Source organism: Enterobacter sp. EGD-HP1 (assembly GCF_000733275.2).
In the GTDB taxonomy this organism is placed as follows: Bacteria; Pseudomonadota; Gammaproteobacteria; order Enterobacterales; family Enterobacteriaceae; genus Enterobacter.
Genome location: NZ_AVOP01000032.1, coordinates 326,702 through 345,494, shown reverse-complemented (window position 1 = coordinate 345,494; position 18,793 = coordinate 326,702). Strand labels below are relative to the sequence as shown.

Sequence of the window (18,793 nt, the reverse complement as noted above, 5' to 3'; positions counted from 1 at the left end):
ACCCGGCTTTTTCATACCGTTACGCTTCCTGCTTTACCAGCTCAGCTTCAGCTTCCGCTTCCCGCGCACCTTCATTCTGCGACAGCATCGCGGTCGCAATACCATTCCCCAGCACGTTAATCGCGGAACGGCCCATATCCAGGAAGTGGTCGATGCCCATCAGCAGCAGAATACCCGCCACCGGAATATTAAAGCTCGGAATGGTGGCTGCCAGCACCACCAGCGACGAGCGCGGTACGCCCGCAATCCCTTTGGAGGCCAGCATCAGGGTCAGCATCAGCACCGTCACCTCAGAGAAGCTCAGGTGAATGTTGTACGCCTGGGCGATAAACATTGAGGCGAACGAGCAGTACACCATCGAACCCACCAGGTTGAAGGAGTAGCCAATCGGCAGGACGAAAGAGGCGATGTTGCGCGAGCAGCCAAAACGCTCCAGCTGTTCCAGCGTTTTCGGGTAGGCGGCTTCAGAGCTGCTGGTGGTAAAGGCCACCAGGACCGGATCTTTCAGCATGCTGACCAGGCGAAACACCTCTTTTTTCAGCACCATGTAACCCACGGCCAGCAGCACCATGCAGGTCAGCAGGATCGCCACATAGTAGCCACCAATAAAGGAGGCGTAGTTCAGCAGAATGCCCAGACCCTGCGTGGCAATGACGGAGGAGATCGCCGCGAAAATCGCCAGCGGCGCAACGTACATCACGTAACCCGTTACCTTCAGCATGATATGGGAAACCACATCCAGCGCGGCCACCAGCGGCGCGTTGAATTTCTGCCCCAGCGACGCGCCGCCGATGCCGAAGAACATCGAGAACACCACAATCTGCAGGATCTCGTTGTTCGACATCGCCCCTGCGATACTGGTCGGAATGGTGTGCGATAGGAACGCTTTCAGCGTCATGCCGCCCACGGCCAGACCGGTATCCACCGCCTCGGTTGGGATCGTCAGGTTCAGACCGCTTCCCGGATGCTCGAGGGTGACGATAAACAGCCCGACCAGAATAGAGAGCACGGATGAGCTGATAAACCACACCATCGCTTTGCCGCCAACGCGGCCAATGGTCGAGGTTTCGCCCAGCTTCATAATGCCGACGGTGAGCGTGCTGAAGACCAACGGTGCAATGACCATTTTGATCAGGCGGAGGAAAATATCGGTCAGAAGGGTAATATTATCCGACCAGGCTTTGATGGCATCCGCAGATGCATATTCATGAATTGCTGCCCCTGAAAGAATACCCGCCAGCATGAATATCACGATGAAGAGTGTGAGTTTGTTTGCACTTGCCACGAAAAAAGACCCTCTATGCGCTTCCGATGTAGCCCGCGTCGATACATATAAATTTTTTATTACGACGCGGGAAATTATTCGGCACATAAATTGACGCAAAGTGTAGGGGGATACAACTCCTTTTTAAGTTTTATTAATTTTGTTGTTATTTCCCTGACGATATATTGTGATCTGCGTCACATATTAATGGATATATTCTCTCTGGAAAAAATAAAATCGCGGCTTAAATGAATTTAAGCCTCTGTTATAAATATGAAAATTAAGTCAATAAGACATATGGCTTATGCGTCGTGGGGCAGGTGGTCGAAGCGATATCCGTAAACTAAATTCACAATAACCCCCTCAGAGGAACCTTAAGCGGGGCTAACATCTTGAACGACAAAAATAAAATGTGGCATGGGAACGGAAACGTCTTCTGGAGGGTGGTAAATGAAAAGAAAACTTCTTTTGATCTGCGCAGGCACCTTACTGACTGTGACAACGGCCCATCAGGCGCTGGCCGTTACCAGCAGCGGCACCATCGGTGCGACGCTGACGCTGACAAACGGCTGTCTGATAAACGGCTCGCCCGCGCAAAGCGGTATTAACTTCGGTACGCTCGATTTCGGTACCCATCCGGCAACCTTTTCCACGCTTACGACGCAGCTGAGCGGCGCCAGCGGCGGAAACACCTTCACTATTCAATGTACGACCGCCAGCTATACGGTCGCGATCACCGGTAATACCCACTCCACCGCACCTGGAACCGTGGTCGGCTCGCCCGGTACGCCAGAGCGCTATCTGGTGAATACGGCAAACGCGGCTCAGGGTGTGGCTTATAGCCTGTACAGCGACAGCGGGTTTAATACCGTGATTGCGAATAATGCCGCGCTGCCGATCGCCTCAACCGCCGGAGGCGTGGATAGTTACACCCTCTACGGGCGTATTACCGGCGGTGGTAACAGCGTAACGGTCGTCCCGGGAACCTACACCGACACGATTAACGTCAGCGTCACCTATTAGTCCCGAACCGCCATGAAGGCCACTTTCACAGGTCTGCGCAAACGCGCAGAGGGACACGTGCAGCCTTTTTTCGCGCTGATCGTCGGCTTGCTCATGACGCCCGCGGCGGACGCGGTGACGTCCCAGTCGTTTAAGGTCAGCGCCACGATTGTACCGGGATGCGCGGTGGCCACCGGTAGCGGGGGGCTTCTCGGTACGCTGGATTTTGGCACCCATAACGGCGTCGAGAGCGCGCCGGTCAGCACCAGCTTTGTGCCAAACGAGGCGTTGTCTATCGCCTGTACGCCGGGCGTGGCGCTGAGCATGAGCATTAATGGCGGTCAAAATTATTCATCCGTCCGCCGGATGAAGCGGTCTGGTGGAACGGAACTGGTGCCATACCGGCTCTACAGCAGCAGCTCGCTGGCCGCGAACAGCGAAATTGGTGTTAACCAGGCAATACCGGTGACCTATACCAACAGCAACAACATCGCGCTGCCGCTTTTTGGCGTGGCGCTACTGACCGGTTTTAGTCCGGCGGGAACCTATTCCGATCAGCTCACCGTGACCTTGTCATGGTAATAAAGGGAGAGTGTTGATGAAGCCATTTATCAGACCGGTTTGTCTGGCGGGCGCGTTGGGCATGGCTGCGGCCTCCGGCCAGGCGCAGGCGGCGGCCACCATCCTGCTCTGGCCGATCGATCCGTGGCTTGCTGCGGACGCCAACGCCACGGAGCTGTGGATCCAGAACCAGGGAAACAGCGCCACGACGATGCAGGTCCGCATCGTGCGCTGGAAGCAGGAGGACGGCCACGAGCGCTACACTGCGCAGCAGGACGTGGTCGCCAGCCCGCCCATCGTCACGATTGGCACGGGCAGCAAGCAGCTTATTCGCCTTATCAAACAGGCTTCGGTTCCCGCAGGGGTCGAACAGGCCTATCGCATTATCGTCGATGAAATCCCCCAGCCAGATGCCAAAGCCGAGCCCGCCATCGGCCTCAAACTGCAGATGCGTTACTCCATCCCTCTGTTCGTGTATGGACAGGGGATCCCGACCCTCAAAGAGGGCGCGCATCACGCGCTGGCGGAGACCCAAAACCTGAGCTGGCGGGTGACGCAGGCGGGGGGACAGCCTGCGCTGGAGGTCCGAAATCGGGGTAATGTCCACGTCAGGCTGAGCCAGGTCGCGCTGGAGCAGGGGGGGCAGAAACGCACGGTCGCGGAGGGATTACTGGGTTACGTCCTTCCGGGCAGCACCCGCAGCTGGCCGGTACCCGCTGGCGTTCGTCAGCCGGAGCGGATGAGCGCGCAGATTAATGCCAGGGACGAACAATGGCAGTCGCCGCCCGTAAACTGAAGCCAGCGATGATGATCCTGCTATGCGTCAGCTCCGCGACCCTGGCCGAGCCCGGTGACGACAGTTTACCGCCGCCTCCTCAGGCGCAGGCGATAAATGATGAAGCGGTTTTCCAGCTTTCCCTCGTGGTCAACCACTACGATACCGGCCTGGTGGTGCCCGTGACGCAGCGTAAAGGCGCTTTCTTTATCTCGAGTGCCGATTTGCTGCGCGCGGGGCTACCCCCGGCGCATGTTCCCACCGGAGAGGTGAATCTCACTTCGCTTGCTCAGGTTCGGGTGGAATACGACAGCGCCGCGCAGCGCCTGCTGCTGACCGTTCCCCGCGACTGGGTGACGGCCCGCGTGACCCCATTCAGCGCGCAAACGGCGCAGGCCAAACCGCACTACGGGCGCGGGGCGCTGCTGAATTACGATCTCTACACCAACCACACGGAACATATCGGCGGTCAGGCGTCGCTCTGGCACGAGTTCCGCTACTTCAACGAGAACGGCTCGTTTTCGTCGACCGGCTACGCGCGGGAAAATTTCAGCGGTAACGGCGGCCAGCCGGAGGGGTACGTCCGCTATGACACGACCCTGCTGTTCACGAATGAAGATGACGCGATGAGCTGGAGCGTCGGGGATGTGATCAGCGATGCCCTGAGCTGGAGCTCCAGCGTGCGGATGGGGGGGATAAGCGTCGGGCGGGATTTCTCCCTGCGCCCTGACCTGGTGACATGGCCGCTGCCCGAGTTCGCGGGGGAAGCCGCGGTACCCACCTCGGTCGATCTCTTTATCAACGGCTATCGCTCCGGTTCAACCCAGCTTCAGCCGGGCCCCTTCACCCTGACGAATCTGCCCTATATCAACGGCGCCGGAGATGCGGTGCTGGTCACGACGGATGCGCTGGGGCGCCAGGTAAGCACCACGCTGCCGTTTTACGTCACTAGCGACTTGCTTAAGCAAGGGCTGAGCGACGGCGCAGTGACGCTCGGCAGCCTGCGGCGTAATTACGGTATCAAGAATTTTGACTACGGTTCGGCAGCAGGCAGCGGCTCGTACCGCTACGGGATGACGGACTGGCTTACGCTGGAGGGCCACGCGGAAGGGGCGCAGGAGCTGGCGCTGGGCGGAGCGGGAACGGTGATAAAACTCGGCCAGTTTGGCGTGGTAAATACCTCTTACTCGCAGAGCCGCATGCGCGGGGATACGGGCGGGCAAATCAACTGGGGTTACCAGTACAGCACCAGCGAGTTTAGCGTCGCCACCCAGCACACGCGTCGCGCCCGCGGCTTTGGCAACCTGGCCCTCTACGACCAGCCGACGGTGTATGACGAAAACGATAAGCCCATCGCCAGCTTCAGCCGTAATACGGACCAGTATTCGTTAACCTTCAATCTGGGACAGTACGGCAACATCGGTGCGGCCTGGATCGGCGTGGAGAGCTTTGACAGCCAAAAAACCGAGCTGCTGAATCTCTCATGGAGCCGTAATCTGTGGGGGGCGAGCAGTATTTACCTGGCCGGCAGCCGGGACCAGCAGCGGGGAGACTGGACGGTCGCGCTGTCGCTCCAGGTGCCGCTCGGGGCGCGCGACAGCGCTGCCGTCACCGTTGAAAACACCCCGGATGCCGGCAGTACCCAGCGCATCAACTATAACCACGCCATGCCGTCTGACGGCGGCTTTAGCTGGAACATGGCCTGGGCCAACCAGTCCAGATCCAGCGATTATCAGCAGGGCACGCTGGGCTGGCGCAACAACAACGTTGAGCTGCAGGGCGGCGCCTATGGCGAACGGAACATGATGACCTGGTGGGGCGAGGCGATGGGTTCCGTTGTGCTGATGGACGGCGAGCTGTTTGCGGCGAATAAGATTAACGATGCGTTTGTGGTTATCAGTACCGACGGCCATCCGGATGTGCCCGTCAGCTATGAGAACCAGCCCGTCGGGAAAACGAACCGCAACGGTTACCTGCTGGTCAGCGGGGTGTCGGCCTATTACCCGGCAAGCTACCGGATTGATACCCTGAATCTGCCGGCGGATACCCAGCTGAAAGAGACCGAACGGCGCATTGCGATCCGCCGCCATAGCGGTTACCTGGTTGATTTCCCGATGGAGCAGGAGCGGGTCGCCAGCGTCATCCTGCACGATGCGCGCGGGCAGGCGATTCCGGTGGGCAGCCAGGTGCGCAGGACCTCGCGCAGCAATGCGGTGGTGGGCTATGACGGCATCGCCTGGCTGGAAAATCTCAGCGATGTGAACCCGCTTGAGGTAATAACGCCTGACGGGAAACGCTGCACGACCACCCTGACCGTGGGGGCAAACCCGGAGCACAAGCTGGAAACCTACGGTCCGCTGGTTTGTCGGGGGAAACCATGAGACGCCTGCTATTCGTGCTTCTGCTGCTGGTGACCAGCGGCAGTTGGGCTGACTGTCGGGTCAGTACGGTCAATGCCGCATTTGGTAGTGTGACCTCATTCGCGCTGAGTGGGTCTGGCGAAGTGGCAACCACCGGTACGCTGGTCGTGGCCTGCGATGCGCTGCTGAACTTGCTGACCGGGGACACCATCACGCTGAATTTTCTTTCAGCAACCGTTTCGGCGAATGGTCGGGCGACCATGAAGCGTACCGACAACGCGACCATCACGGACGTGATCCCAACCCGTCTCTGCGGCCAGTCGGGCTGCGCTAACAACAGCGAAGTGCAAACCAGTAAAACCTATACCTGGGACAGCAGTACCTTGTTAAACCTGATTGGCGGCAAACAATACAATATCCCGCTCTATTTCCGGACGGTGCCGGGGCAAAATGTGTCCGCTGGCCCTTACCAGGTGACGCTTAACTTCGATATCACCTATAGCGTCTGCTCGGTGGGCGTGCTCAACGCGTGTTTGTCGGGTCTGCAAACCGGAACGAAAGGGACCAGCATCACGTTGGATATGACCGTCACCAACGACTGCAGCGCGATGACCACCCCAGATGTGAACTTCAGCAGCGCGCCGCTGGTACAAAGTTTCCCCACCGTCTCACAGGCGATTGCCGTGACCTGTACCAAAGGAAGTTCGTATACCATCGGCATTAATAACGGTGCCAACGCGCTGAACAACGTGCGGCGTATGGTGAGCGGCAGCAACGCCATGAGCTACGACATCTATAAGGAAGCCACCGGTAACCGCTGGGGCAGCAGCGGCAGCGAGCGCTGGTCCAGCGCGGCATCGTCGCAGGTCAGTACCGACGGCTTACTGCGCACCTACAACTACACCGCGAAAGTCCTTACCAATCAGACCACGCCACCCGCCGGAACCTACACCGACACGCTGATTGTCGACGTGGCGTTTTAACCCCCGCGCTTTTCCCTTTCTCAAATGTAAAGTTCCTGTGGGCAGTGCCGATAACACCGTTAATAAATCTATGAGAAGGTGTTGTATGTTGAACCGTATCCGCGTTGTCACAATGCTCATGATGGTGCTGGTCATTTTCGCACTTCTTCAGCTCATCTCCGGCGGGCTTTTTTTCTCGTCATTAAAACAGAACCAGGACAGCTTTGCGGCCTCGAACGATCTCCGCCTGCAGCAGAGTGAGCTCACGTCGACGTGGGATCTGATGCTGCAAACGCGTATCAACCTGAGCCGCTCGTCCGCGCGCATGATGATGGATCCCAACAATCAGCAGAGCAGCGCGAAAACCGATCTGTTGAAAAATGCCCGTGCCACCCTCGCTGACGCCGCGAAACACTACGACGCCTTCAAAAAGATTACGCCGCAGCCTGCCATGGAGCAGGTGAGCCAGAATATTGATGAAAAATACAACGCCTACCATGCCGGTCTGGCAGAGCTGATTCAGTTCCTGGAGAGCGGCAACATGGACGCCTATTTCGCGCAGCCGACGCAAGGGATGCAAAACGCCCTCGGCGCGGCGCTGGGGGAATACGCGAAGGTCAGCGGCGACCTGTATCACTCGGCCTTTACGGAAAGCCAGAATGACTACCGCTTTGCGAAATGGCAGATGGCGGCGTTGGCGCTGGCGCTGGTCATTGTGCTGGTCGCGGTCTGGTACGGCATTCGCCATATCCTGCTGAACCCTCTTGGGCGCGTCATTGCCCACATTCGTGACATTGCCGGCGGTGACCTGACCAAAACGCTGACCGTTTCCGGGCGCAATGAGATCACCGAACTGGCAAACAGCGTTGACCATATGCAGCGTTCGTTAATCGAAACCGTCGCCAACGTGCGTAACGGGTCGGAGGCTATCTATACCGGCACCAGCGAAATTGCGATGGGGAATAACGATCTCTCATCCCGCACCGAACAGCAGGCATCCGCCCTGGAGGAGACGGCCGCCAGCATGGAGCAGCTTACCGCGACCGTGAAGCAGAACGCCGATAACGCCCGCCAGGCGTCTCAGCTGGCAGAAAGCGCCTCCGAAACGGCGCAGCGCGGCGGTCGCGTGGTGGATGGCGTGGTGAAAACCATGCACGAAATCGCCGACAGCTCGAAGAAAATTGCCGACATCATCAGCGTCATCGACGGTATTGCCTTCCAGACCAACATTCTGGCGCTGAACGCCGCCGTGGAAGCGGCGCGTGCGGGCGAACAGGGACGCGGGTTTGCCGTGGTGGCCGGGGAAGTGCGCAACCTGGCCAGCCGCAGCGCCAACGCGGCAAAAGAGATCAAGTCGCTGATTGAAGATTCCGTCTCCCGCGTGGATACCGGCTCCGTGCTGGTGGAAAGCGCCGGGGAGACCATGAATGACATCGTGAATGCCGTCACCCGCGTGACGGACATCATGGGTGAAATCGCCTCTGCGTCTGATGAGCAGAGTCGTGGTATCGACCAGGTTGCCCTGGCGGTATCGGAAATGGATCGCGTGACACAGCAAAACGCCGCGCTGGTGCAGGAGTCCGCTGCGGCGGCCGCTGCCCTGGAAGACCAGGCAAGCCGTCTGAAGATGGCCGTCTCGGCGTTTCGTCTCGCTTCACTCGCTGTAAACACGGTCACCCCGCAGGCGACGTATCGCGCGCCAGCAGCTGAATCGGCTGTAAACCGTACGCGCACCGCGACGACCGGACAAGATGAAAACTGGGAAACATTTTGACTGACAATTAAACCGCGGCTGCTTGCCGCTTGATGGGAGCGTGGATGTTAAATCGTATTCGTATCTCGACCACACTGTTTTTGATTCTGATCCTTTGCGGTGTGTTGCAGGTTGGCAGTAACGGGTTGTCTTTTTGGGCGTTTCGCGATGGCTATCAGAATTTGCAGGAAGTTGAGGCGAGTAATCAGCAGCGCTCCGCACTGGCACAAACGCGTGCCGTGCTGTTGCAGGCAAGCACTGCGCTGAACAAGGCGGGAACCTTAACTGCGCTGAGTTATCCGCCGGATGACATTAAAGCGCTGATGGCGACCGCGCGCGACAGCCTGAAACAGGCTGACGCTCAGTTTAAAGCCTTTACCGCGCAGGCCGCCGACAGCGAGAAAGAGAAAGCGCTGAAGGCCGCCATGAAGACGAACTTTGAGCAGTGGTACAGCGATCTGGACCACCAGGCGACGTGGCTTGAGAACAACCAGCTTTCGGACTTTATGACCGCACCGGTTCAGGCGTCTCAGGCGGCGTTTGATGGCAGTTTTAACGCGTGGCAGCAGGATATTAACCAGTCTGTCCAGCGTGCCGGTGAACAGAGCCGTAGCAGCTATCACATGTCGGGCGTCATCTTTGCCGTGGTCGTGATTCTGGCAGGGTTGCTGACCGGCGGGGCACTGCTCTGGTCACGCAGGATGATCGTGCAGCCGCTGGCGATTATCCGCAGCCACTTCGACAGTATTGCGAAAGGGGACCTGGCGCGTCCGGTGGCGGTGTTCGGCAAAAACGAAATTTCGGCGATCTTTGCCAGCCTGAAGGCGATGCAGGGATCGCTGCGGGAAACGGTGAGCGACGTGCGGCAGGGCAGCTATGCCATGCACACGGGGATCTCAGAGATTGCGGCGGGTAACAACGATCTCTCGTCCCGCACTGAGCAGCAGGCGGCCTCGCTGGCGCAGACGGCGGCCAGCATGGAGCAGCTGACCGCGACGGTAGGCCAGAACGCCGATAACGCGCGCCAGGCGTCGGACCTGTCAAAACAGGCGGCAATGACGGCGAAGAAAGGCGGCGACCAGGCGTCCCATGTCGCCAGCACCATGCAGGAGATTGCCACCAGTTCGCAGAAAATTGGTGACATCATCAGCGTGATTGACGGTATCGCGTTCCAGACCAACATTTTGGCGCTGAATGCCGCTGTGGAAGCGGCGCGCGCCGGTGAGCAAGGGCGCGGGTTTGCGGTGGTGGCGGGGGAAGTACGTAACCTGGCGAGCCGCAGCGCCAACGCGGCGAAAGAGATTAAGGTGCTGATCGAAGAGTCGGTCTCGCGCGTTCAGCAGGGCTCAACGCTGGTGGATACGGCGGCGAAAACCATGCATGAGATCGTCACCTCCGTCACCCGGGTGAACGACATCATGGGCGAGATTGCCTCGGCGTCGGACGAACAGCGTCGCGGCATTGAGCAGGTTGCCCAGGCCGTCAGCCAGATGGATCAGGTGACGCAACAGAACGCCTCGTTAGTTGAGGAAGCAGCAGCGGCAACCGATCAGCTGGCCAGCCAGGCAGATCGTCTGACCGGACTGGTCGCGGTATTTAATGTCAAAGAGCACGTTGAAGCAGTAGCAGAAGTCGGGCGGTCGCAGGCCGTGCCAGTTGTATCCTGAATGTAATTAAGAAGGCGCTATGACATCACCAATGCCCCCTGGGCAAACGTCATTATTGTTGCAGATGACACAGCGCCTCGCGCTGTCCGACGCGCATTTTCGTCGGATATGTCAGTTAATCTACCAGCGTGCGGGGATCGTGCTTGCGGATCATAAGCGGGACATGGTCTACAACCGTCTGGTGCGGCGCTTGCGTACGCTGGGGCTGGATGATTTTGGCCGCTATCTGAGCATGCTCGAGGCGAACCAGAACAGCGCAGAGTGGCAGGCTTTTATTAACTCGTTAACCACTAACCTGACGGCGTTTTTCCGTGAAGCTCACCACTTCCCGGTCCTGGCCGAGCACGCCCGCCGTCGCACCGGGGAATATCGCGTATGGAGTGCGGCCGCCTCGACGGGTGAAGAGCCGTACTCGCTGGCGATCACCCTTGCTGACACCTTGGGCATGACGCCCGGGCGCTGGAAAGTCTACGCCAGCGATATCGATACCGAGGTGCTGGAGAAGGCGCGTAACGGCGTGTATCGCCAGGATGAACTGAAAACGCTGTCGCCGCAGCAGCTGCAGCGTTATTTCATGCGCGGCACGGGCCCGCATGAAGGCCTGGTACGCGTACGCCAGGAGCTGGCGAACTGCGTCGAATTCGCGCCCGTCAACCTGCTGGATAAGCAGTACAACGTGCCGGGGCCGTTCGACGCTATTTTTTGCCGTAACGTCATGATCTATTTTGATAAAACGACGCAACAGGACATTCTGCGTCGGTTTGTTCCGTTGCTCAAGCCTGACGGTTTACTGTTTGCCGGGCACTCGGAAAACTTCAGCAACCTCGCGCGTGAGTTTAGCCTGCGTGGGCAAACGGTATATGCGCTGAGTAAGGAAAAAGCATGAGTAAAATCAGGGTGTTGTCTGTCGATGATTCAGCGCTGATGCGTCAGATCATGACTGAAATTATCAATAGCCACAGCGACATGGAGATGGTGGCCACTGCGCCCGATCCTCTGGTAGCGCGGGATTTAATTAAAAAATATAACCCCGACGTGCTAACGCTGGATGTCGAGATGCCGCGCATGGATGGCATAGATTTCCTCGAAAAATTAATGCGTCTTCGGCCCATGCCGGTGGTAATGGTCTCCTCCCTGACCGGAAAAGGATCGGAAATCACCCTGCGCGCGCTGGAGCTGGGGGCGGTGGATTTTGTCACCAAACCGCAGCTCGGCATTCGCGAAGGGATGCTGGCCTACAGCGAAATGATCGCCGAGAAGATCCGCACCGCGTCGCGTGCGAAGCTAGCCGCCCACACGCCGATGGCCGCGCCTGCGACCCTGAAGGCCGGTCCCTTACTCAGCTCGGAAAAACTGCTGGTGATTGGGGCGTCAACCGGAGGAACAGAGGCAATTCGTCATGTACTCCAGCCATTGCCGCTTTCAAGTCCGGGTATTCTGATCACTCAGCATATGCCGCCAGGCTTTACCCGTTCGTTCGCCGAACGCCTGAACAAGCTGTGCCAGATCAGCGTGAAAGAGGCGGAAGACGGCGAGCGCGTGCTCCCGGGGCATGCCTATATCGCCCCTGGCGACAAGCATATGGAGCTGACGCGCAGCGGCGCTAACTATCAAATCAAAATTCATGACGGACCGCCGGTCAACCGGCACCGTCCGTCGGTGGATGTGCTGTTTCATTCGGTGGCGAAACATGCGGGGCGCAACGCCGTTGGGGTGATCCTGACGGGGATGGGCAACGACGGTGCCGCCGGAATGCTTGCAATGCACCAGGCTGGCGCCTGGACGATTGCGCAGAATGAAGCAAGTTGTGTGGTGTTCGGCATGCCGCGCGAGGCCATCAATATGGGTGGCGTGAGCGAAGTGGTCGATCTTAGCCAGGTAAGCCAGCAGATGCTGGCGAAAATCAGTGCCGGACAGGCAATACGTATTTGACTCAGGAGTATTATTTTATGGCGGATAAAGAGCTTAAGTTTTTGGTTGTGGATGACTTTTCCACCATGCGTCGCATCGTGCGCAACCTGCTGAAAGAGCTGGGCTTCAACAACGTTGAAGAAGCAGAGGACGGCGTTGATGCGCTGAACAAACTGCAGGCTGGCGGGTTTGGTTTTGTTATCTCCGACTGGAACATGCCTAACATGGACGGTCTGGAACTGCTGAAAACCATTCGTGCCGATGCGGGAATGGCGTCTATGCCGGTTCTGATGGTCACTGCAGAAGCGAAAAAAGAGAACATCATTGCCGCTGCGCAGGCGGGCGCAAGCGGCTATGTGGTGAAGCCATTCACCGCGGCAACCCTGGAAGAGAAGCTCGGTAAGATCTTCGAGAAACTCGGCATGTGAGGTGATGGAAATGTTGCAACCTGCTATGAAACCCGTTGAAGAACACTCGCCGAGCGATATCATCGTCCGCATCGGCAGCCTGACGCGCATGCTGCGCGACAGCCTGCGTGAGCTGGGTCTGGATCAGGCGATTGCCGAAGCAGCGGAAGCCATTCCTGATGCCCGCGATCGTCTGGACTACGTTGTGCAGATGACCGCTCAGGCCGCGGAACGTGCGCTGAACAGCGTTGAAGCGTCACAGCCGCACCAGGATGCGATGGAAAAGGGAGCGAAAGCGCTGAGCAAACGGTGGGACGAGTGGTTTGAGAACCCTATCGAGCTGGCGGATGCCCGCGAGCTGGTGACGGATACCCGTCAGTACCTGGGTGATGTGCCGGGCCACACCAGCTTCACCAACGCCCAGCTGCTGGACATCATGATGGCGCAGGATTTCCAGGACCTGACCGGTCAGGTGATCAAGCGCATGATGGATGTTATCCAGGAGATTGAGCGCCAGCTGCTGATGGTTCTGCTGGAAAACATTCCGGAACCGGCAGCCCGTCCAAAACGCGAGAATGAAAGCCTGCTCAATGGTCCTCAGCTCGACGCCAGCAAAGCGGGCGTTGTGGCAAGCCAGGATCAGGTAGACGACCTGCTGGACAGCCTCGGCTTCTGATTGCTTTGGTTACCCTCAGGTTGCAGCGCCAACCTGAGGGTATATCGCTTAGCGAAGATCCATCTTCACCGTCACGTTGCCTTCAAAACGCCCCGGCTTCGGGGGGGCGTCCGTGGTGCTGACCGGCACGGCCTGAATTTTGATGACGCCATTTCCCTGCTCATCCATCATCACCGGAAACGCGTAAGTACCATCCAGCGCAACGTTCTGACTGTTTTCGTCATATACGCGCACCCCAAGATCGTCTCTTTCCAGAAGCTTAGCGATGTACGGTGTACTGCTATCTACCACGCCCTGATCGGCTGTGAGCGTGAGCTTTATCCGGTCCATGTTTCCCACGGCGTTATCATCGCAGTGGTAGGCAATATCGACGTTTTTGAGGGTATAACCCTTTGGTGGCTGCCCCTTGCTGACGAATTGCTTGCTGACAATGCTGCCGAACTCAACCTCAATGGTGCTGCCCGCGTTGATGGTGCAGCTTAGCGGCGCTGATAGCGTACCGCTAAACCAGATATCAGAGACCTGTTCTGCCTGTGTGGGATCGCAGCTTGCTCCGCTACCTATGTAGAGGCAGGCATAGTTTTGGGCGATGATCGTCGGCGGGATCACCTCTTCACCCAGGATAGGTTTTTTAACATGCAGCAATACCGCAACGACGTTCCAGCGGAATTTTCGCTTTACTGTCGCTGAGCCAGCAGGGCGGGTCTCGCTGCTGCAGACGCTGGCTTCCCCCTCAGTCCTGGCGCCCGTATTGGCCATAATGCTGTGCATATTCCCCCTGGACGTCGGGTATTCATCGATATTCACTGGCGTCAAAAAATTGCCGTCCGGGGAGTTTATGGCATCGGTGTAGCCGGTGATATCAGCATCAATCTTATCGGTTAAATAGCCATAGCCATGTGTTCCTGGGTTAAGCGGACTGCCAGCGAATGTGGTTTCATAAACGGTACTCGACGAAAACAGATTTCCTGGGCAGGTACAATTGGCCACCAGGTCTGCGCCAGCACCGACCAGATGATCGGGAATGTCATAGTCATGATTGGCAACGTTATCACTGGACGTAAACTCGTGATCGAACGAGGTGGTGTAGGTTTGTGGCGCGTCAAAGCAGCTATGAAGCAGCGTCATAGACCCGCTGCACGGGCTGGTAAAGACCAGGCACAGCAACGTGACAAGTGAGGCCACAGAGGCCTCTTTACTGAGTGTATTTATCATGTCCTTATTCCTGCTGACAAAGCGCGCTAACCGAGCGAATACCGTTAGGGCTTTCATTTTGTTGGGTTGACGGTTGCGTAATGCTGGCGCTGCAGCGTTGCTCCGTGCTGTTGCCCCATTTCACGGTGAGCTTTGCGGTTTCTCCCGTTCCCGCCAGATAGACGGTGCCGGTATCATCGACAATGCCGCTCAGGACCGGGGTGTCGCTGGTCGCAATGGCACCGAACGGGACAAGCTGACCGTTCTGACGCTTCAGGGTGATCAACATCCGATAGCCAGTATGCGCATCAAACCTGGCCATTACCGCTGCGTTGCGTGAAGGGATAACCGTGACTGACGTATCGCTGCTGTCCACGTTTTCCGGCAGGCTCGCCGTATCAATACGAATGTTGTTTTCCTGGTACGGAGTGAGTGATGGAATGACGGCGTTACCCTGCCAGTCGGTCTGAATACCTCGCTGGTTCTGGAAACGAACGCCGGAAGCGTCGTTGGCGCTCACGATAGCAAACTGGCTGCCTAAAGGTTGCGACAGCGTGACGCCCTGAGGATGGGCAACAATACCGCCGCTAATCCCGTAGGTCAGCTGTTGAGAGTTATCAGTGGATGCGTAATACCCGGCAGTCAGGTTGGCGTATTGCGAACGGTAGCTGCCATAGACGCTGCTGGTATCTTCCCCACCGTGGTTGGAATGGCTCTGCTGCAGCGAGTAGCTCAGACGCTCGTCGTCAAGCAGCGTGCCGCTGAGACCCACGTTTTGCCGCGTATAGCCATTTTTAGTATTGCTGATGTTATAGCTACTCCAGGCACGAGGCAGCCATCTGGCGAGAGGAATGCTGAATCCGAAAGAGATCATCCTGTCGGACTCTTCACCGTTGGTTTTACTGTAGGTATAGGCCATGTGGTAACTCGTACCGGCAACAACGGTATTGAATCCGACCGACAGGCTGCGCTCCTTTTTTGAGGTGCCCCAGTAATCCTGCTGATAACCGTTAAGATACAGGCTCACCCCGGCAAGGGTTTGGCTGACGCTCGCCTGAATGCGGTTGCGTTTAGTGTAATGAAACAGCAGATCGTCTTCGTGTCCGTCACGCTTTTGGTTGGCGTCGGCAAAGCTGTAGTATCCCCGGCTGGAGTATCGATAGCTGCCGAGACTGAAGTTGGTATTGGTCGAATCCAGTTTACCGGTATAAAGCAAACGCCATGACTGGCCGGTATGCTGGCTGTCATCGTCCAGGCGGGTGTCGGCCATGGTCACGTCAGCCGACAGTGAGCCCAACGGACCCAGCGCCAGGCCGACGCCGGTATTGGCGGCGTTATAGTCTTTTGAGAGCGTCAGCCCGCCAAACCACGTGAGAAGGTTGTTTAAACCATAAATCATGCTTCCCTGGAGAAAATCGGGTTCCTTTTGGTCGCTCCCGCTGTCAGCACGATAACGGCCTGCCGTGAGTTCGTACTTCATGCGTCCAGGCCGCAGCATGACTGCGATGCTGGAGTAGGGTTGCGTAAAATGATGCTCGGAGCCGTCGGCCTCTTTCACCGTGACGTCCAGATCCCCACTGTTAGTCGTGGAGTAGAGGTCATTGATCTCAAATGCGCCGGGCGCGACATTTTGCTGGTAGATGAGATAGCCATTCTGGCGCACTGAGACTTCCGCATTTGAGCTGGCGATGCCGCGTATGACCGGGGCATAGCCGCGCTGACTATAGGGCAGCATCTCTTCATCCGATGCAAGGTTAACGCCACGGTACAGTAAGCTATCAAACACCTCGCCCCGGGTGCTGCTTTCTCCGGCAGTGAACTGAGCCTTGAGGGTGTCAATGTCATGTTGCAGGAAGGTATTAATGGCTTCCCACTGATTTTCATTGTCAGAATTGCTCCACGTCGAATAGTTGCGCACTCGCCAGCCACCCAGGTTGGCGCCGGTGCGCAAATTCAGATACTGGCTGGTGGTACTGCTGTCGCCGCTGTCCTTATTTTTTGATCCTGAAAACGCGTAGTCACTGAACAACACAGGGACCCCGTCGTCCCAACGCGAAGGATCGATGTAATCACGACCGGTGCCACTTAACGCGGCCTGAGGAATGCTCAACCTTAAGGTCATGGTAGAGAACTCAAGCTGCGCAGAGGCCTGCGGGATATAGCTGCCGAGCTCTTTTGGCAACGTCTCCCTGGCGGGTAATGCAAGCAGCGCGGGATTACGATCGATAGCGATCCCCCATGCGCGCAGCATATCCGGCGTGAGCTGTGGCAGCAATGTCCCGTCCGGGGCGCTGACATAGGTGATATTTAAGTCCTTCAGGTGTTGATTGTTCACCTGAACACGTGAGGAATAGGTGCCGGGTAGCTGGGCATTTGGCTTTGAAAAGAGTGAAAGGTCAATATCCTGCTGGGTCAGCATGTCTCCTTCAAGCGATGAAGGGGAGAACCGATATTCGCGAGCCTGCACCGAGGTGCTCGTCATGAGTAAAACGCCCCCAAGGCAGTGGAGAACCGAATTCGGTCTAAAGAGTCGCCCGTATGACAAATAATTACGTCCTGTAATCATTGCAATCTTTAATCCTGCGCCAGGGTGGAAGTGTATTTTTCGGAAGCGTTGCCGTAATCGGTGATGCATCGCCAGGTGACGCTTGTGCCCTGAGCGGTGTCAGGGAGGGGAATAGCAACGCTGGATTTAGGGCCAACCATGTCGGCCTTCTCCACTTTGGTCGCCCCCAGCGAAAGTGAATCAAAGATGCTGTAGAACGCCCCTGCGTTGGTGACGGTGAGCTGCTGACCATGGCGAGCGAAGCGCAGATTTTTGCAGGACTCAGATGGGGTACCGCTAAGCCCACGAGGGCGCCAGAACAGTTTCAGGCGTGTTTTATAAATTAACCGCAGGACGTTTTTGTCATCCTCATCCGTAGCCGTGGCGGGAACGGTTCGCACGTTCATATAAAATAGAGACTCTTTATCGCCCGCTAAGGTTGTCCCGTTCCAGGTAATGCGCAGGCTTTGCTCTTTTTGCGGATCGAGTCGGAAAAGGGGCGGTGTCACGATAAATGGCCCGCGCGTTTTGCCATCACCGGTATCCGTCCATGACTGTATTAACCATGGAAGTTCGTTATCCTTATTCTGTAAGGGCAGGGCAACTTCCTTTTTCGCGGCATCGTAGATTATGCGTGTGCGGCCTATCTGCACGCCTGTTGCGTGACAAAGGGTGCTCGCAATAACAGGAATACATAATAAGACTTTGTGTGAAATGCGCATGGTGAAACCTTTAATAAAGGAGGTTGATGAGAGTGATAATAGTCCGAGTCCGGACGCGGACTATTATCCGAGCATGACTCCTTAAACGTCATGACGCCTAAATATATATATTCTGAATATCAGAATGGCGTTTATTAACGGTAAAGAATGTTTACCGTCATATCTGCATCTGCCGGACCGGCTGTAACATCCGCTGCGTACGATTTATAGCGGGCGTTAAAATTAGCCAGAATCGTGTCTGAGGATTTTGTTGCCAGCTCGATATAAACCTGGCCTTCAGCGCCGTCCATGGTAATGAGTTGGTCATCTTTACCCGCCGGGCTAACAGCCACGCCGATGCCGGTGGCTGCGGCGTCGCCCGTGGTGGTGATTTTACTGACATCCAGCAGGTTATTCGTTTGGGTCAGGGTTGTTGGACCGTTAAAGGTCAGCTGTACAGCCGGAAGTCCATCGCTCTTTAAAGGACAGTTTGCCAGCGTAATGCTGAAGGGCATAAGGGTCGTTTCCGTCCCAACCTCAGTGAACAATGATTTGGGATAAGTGCCCAATGGGATAGTGCTGTCTGTGCCATTGTCGCCCTGAATTGTACAGCTAGGTTCAATAATTTCACCCGTGAAGTGAATTGTTCCGGCATTCATTTCAGCAGCGAAACCATTCATTGATAGGGTGGCGAGCGCTAAGCCCGCAATAATATTTTTTCTGAAGTCCATCTAAAATCTTCCTTAATGTGGTAATCATATTTGGCATGCTGGATTTTCCTCTCGGAAACAGAATTATGCCGCGAGGAAGTATAGCGCTTAATTTTTATCAGGTAAGATGTCCCTGGACTAATGTTATATTAGTGTACGACACGTAAAGTTGTTTTTGGAGCTATAAAAATAAGGTTTCAATTACTATGGTTTATAGAGTTCACATATTTATATCATTCTTGTAAAACAAGACGGTTAAAACTACGCTTGTTGTTAATTTTTCGCATCCATTATATTTATATTCA

General features: G+C 56.6%; 16 protein-coding genes. 11 read left to right on the top strand and 5 right to left on the bottom strand.

The annotated features are described in order from the left end of the window. Positions 1–19 precede the first annotated feature (19 nt). Entirely contained in the window at positions 20–1,285 is a 1,266-nt protein-coding gene (locus tag N037_RS17235) for a dicarboxylate/amino acid:cation symporter (RefSeq protein WP_023336134.1), read from the bottom strand. Between the two features lie 429 nt (positions 1,286–1,714). Between N037_RS17235 and N037_RS17230 the strand changes: the two genes are divergently transcribed. From N037_RS17230 to cheZ, 11 genes are all read left to right on the top strand, one after another. Further along, positions 1,715–2,287, top strand: coding sequence for a Csu type fimbrial protein (locus tag N037_RS17230; RefSeq protein ID WP_023336133.1), 573 nt, complete (start codon positions 1,715–1,717; stop codon positions 2,285–2,287). A gap of 93 nt (positions 2,288–2,380) precedes the next feature. Next, positions 2,381–2,848 (top strand): Csu type fimbrial protein, encoded by a 468-nt coding sequence (locus tag N037_RS17225; RefSeq protein WP_442855935.1) that lies wholly within the window; start codon positions 2,381–2,383, stop codon positions 2,846–2,848. 16 nt (positions 2,849–2,864) lie between these two features. Next, the gene (locus N037_RS17220; protein WP_023336131.1) at positions 2,865–3,623 is read left to right on the top strand and encodes a fimbrial biogenesis chaperone; all 759 of its coding nucleotides are present in this window, start codon (positions 2,865–2,867) and stop codon (positions 3,621–3,623) included. Further along, positions 3,599–5,983 (top strand): fimbria/pilus outer membrane usher protein, encoded by a 2,385-nt coding sequence (locus N037_RS17215; RefSeq protein WP_032642403.1) that lies wholly within the window; start codon positions 3,599–3,601, stop codon positions 5,981–5,983. Before N037_RS17220 ends, N037_RS17215 begins: the two co-directional genes overlap by 25 nt. Further along, a complete protein-coding gene (locus tag N037_RS17210) occupies positions 5,980–6,945 on the top strand; it encodes a Csu type fimbrial protein (protein ID WP_032642401.1) in 966 nt (321 codons plus the stop codon). Before N037_RS17215 ends, N037_RS17210 begins: the two co-directional genes overlap by 4 nt. A gap of 85 nt (positions 6,946–7,030) precedes the next feature. Next, a complete protein-coding gene (tar, locus tag N037_RS17205; RefSeq protein WP_032642399.1) occupies positions 7,031–8,698 on the top strand; it encodes a methyl-accepting chemotaxis protein II in 1,668 nt (555 codons plus the stop codon). Positions 8,699–8,742: 44 nt separating this feature from the next. Then, positions 8,743–10,344 (top strand): methyl-accepting chemotaxis protein IV, encoded by a 1,602-nt coding sequence (gene tap, locus N037_RS17200; protein ID WP_032642398.1) that lies wholly within the window; start codon positions 8,743–8,745, stop codon positions 10,342–10,344. 19 nt (positions 10,345–10,363) lie between these two features. Further along, entirely contained in the window at positions 10,364–11,230 is an 867-nt protein-coding gene (cheR, locus tag N037_RS17195) for a protein-glutamate O-methyltransferase CheR (RefSeq protein WP_023312253.1), read from the top strand. Next, positions 11,227–12,276, top strand: coding sequence for a protein-glutamate methylesterase/protein-glutamine glutaminase (locus N037_RS17190; RefSeq protein ID WP_032642396.1), 1,050 nt, complete (start codon positions 11,227–11,229; stop codon positions 12,274–12,276). Before cheR ends, N037_RS17190 begins: the two co-directional genes overlap by 4 nt. Before the next feature lie 17 nt (positions 12,277–12,293). After that, positions 12,294–12,683: a chemotaxis response regulator CheY gene (cheY, locus tag N037_RS17185; protein WP_008500431.1), complete on the top strand. Its 390-nt coding sequence runs from the start codon at positions 12,294–12,296 to the stop codon at positions 12,681–12,683. Between the two features lie 10 nt (positions 12,684–12,693). Further along, the gene (gene cheZ, locus N037_RS17180; RefSeq protein ID WP_023312251.1) at positions 12,694–13,338 is read left to right on the top strand and encodes a protein phosphatase CheZ; all 645 of its coding nucleotides are present in this window, start codon (positions 12,694–12,696) and stop codon (positions 13,336–13,338) included. A 48-nt stretch (positions 13,339–13,386) separates the two neighbouring features. Here the strand turns inward: cheZ and N037_RS17175 are convergent, their stop codons facing one another. The 4 genes from N037_RS17175 to N037_RS17160 form a co-directional block, all read right to left on the bottom strand. Beyond that, complete coding sequence (locus tag N037_RS17175) at positions 13,387–14,553, bottom strand: fimbrial protein (RefSeq protein WP_023336125.1); 1,167 nt, start codon at positions 14,551–14,553, stop codon at positions 13,387–13,389. Positions 14,554–14,557: 4 nt separating this feature from the next. Continuing rightward, positions 14,558–17,014, bottom strand: a complete 2,457-nt coding sequence (locus N037_RS17170) for a fimbria/pilus outer membrane usher protein (protein WP_231686696.1) — start codon at positions 17,012–17,014, stop codon at positions 14,558–14,560. Between the two features lie 92 nt (positions 17,015–17,106). Further along, complete coding sequence (locus tag N037_RS17165) at positions 17,107–17,799, bottom strand: fimbrial biogenesis chaperone (RefSeq protein WP_023336123.1); 693 nt, start codon at positions 17,797–17,799, stop codon at positions 17,107–17,109. 134 nt (positions 17,800–17,933) lie between these two features. Continuing rightward, positions 17,934–18,509 carry a fimbrial protein gene (locus N037_RS17160; RefSeq protein WP_032642391.1) on the bottom strand — a complete coding sequence of 192 codons (576 nt, stop codon included), beginning with the start codon at positions 18,507–18,509 and terminating at the stop codon, positions 17,934–17,936. Positions 18,510–18,793: the final 284 nt, after the last annotated feature.

Coding starts and splice junctions, on each gene's coding strand:
- N037_RS17210 (WP_032642401.1), top strand. CDS start 5,980: ATGAGACGCCTGCTATTCGTGCTTCTGCTGCTGGTGACCAGCGGCAGT.
- N037_RS17170 (WP_231686696.1), bottom strand. CDS start 17,014: ATGACGAGCACCTCGGTGCAGGCTCGCGAATATCGGTTCTCCCCTTCA.
- N037_RS17160 (WP_032642391.1), bottom strand. CDS start 18,509: ATGGACTTCAGAAAAAATATTATTGCGGGCTTAGCGCTCGCCACCCTA.
- N037_RS17220 (WP_023336131.1), top strand. CDS start 2,865: ATGAAGCCATTTATCAGACCGGTTTGTCTGGCGGGCGCGTTGGGCATG.
- N037_RS17175 (WP_023336125.1), bottom strand. CDS start 14,553: ATGATAAATACACTCAGTAAAGAGGCCTCTGTGGCCTCACTTGTCACG.
- N037_RS17165 (WP_023336123.1), bottom strand. CDS start 17,799: ATGCGCATTTCACACAAAGTCTTATTATGTATTCCTGTTATTGCGAGC.
- N037_RS17190 (WP_032642396.1), top strand. CDS start 11,227: ATGAGTAAAATCAGGGTGTTGTCTGTCGATGATTCAGCGCTGATGCGT.
- N037_RS17215 (WP_032642403.1), top strand. CDS start 3,599: ATGGCAGTCGCCGCCCGTAAACTGAAGCCAGCGATGATGATCCTGCTA.
- tar (WP_032642399.1), top strand. CDS start 7,031: ATGTTGAACCGTATCCGCGTTGTCACAATGCTCATGATGGTGCTGGTC.
- cheR (WP_023312253.1), top strand. CDS start 10,364: ATGACATCACCAATGCCCCCTGGGCAAACGTCATTATTGTTGCAGATG.
- cheZ (WP_023312251.1), top strand. CDS start 12,694: ATGTTGCAACCTGCTATGAAACCCGTTGAAGAACACTCGCCGAGCGAT.
- N037_RS17230 (WP_023336133.1), top strand. CDS start 1,715: ATGAAAAGAAAACTTCTTTTGATCTGCGCAGGCACCTTACTGACTGTG.
- tap (WP_032642398.1), top strand. CDS start 8,743: ATGTTAAATCGTATTCGTATCTCGACCACACTGTTTTTGATTCTGATC.
- cheY (WP_008500431.1), top strand. CDS start 12,294: ATGGCGGATAAAGAGCTTAAGTTTTTGGTTGTGGATGACTTTTCCACC.
- N037_RS17225 (WP_442855935.1), top strand. CDS start 2,381: ATGACGCCCGCGGCGGACGCGGTGACGTCCCAGTCGTTTAAGGTCAGC.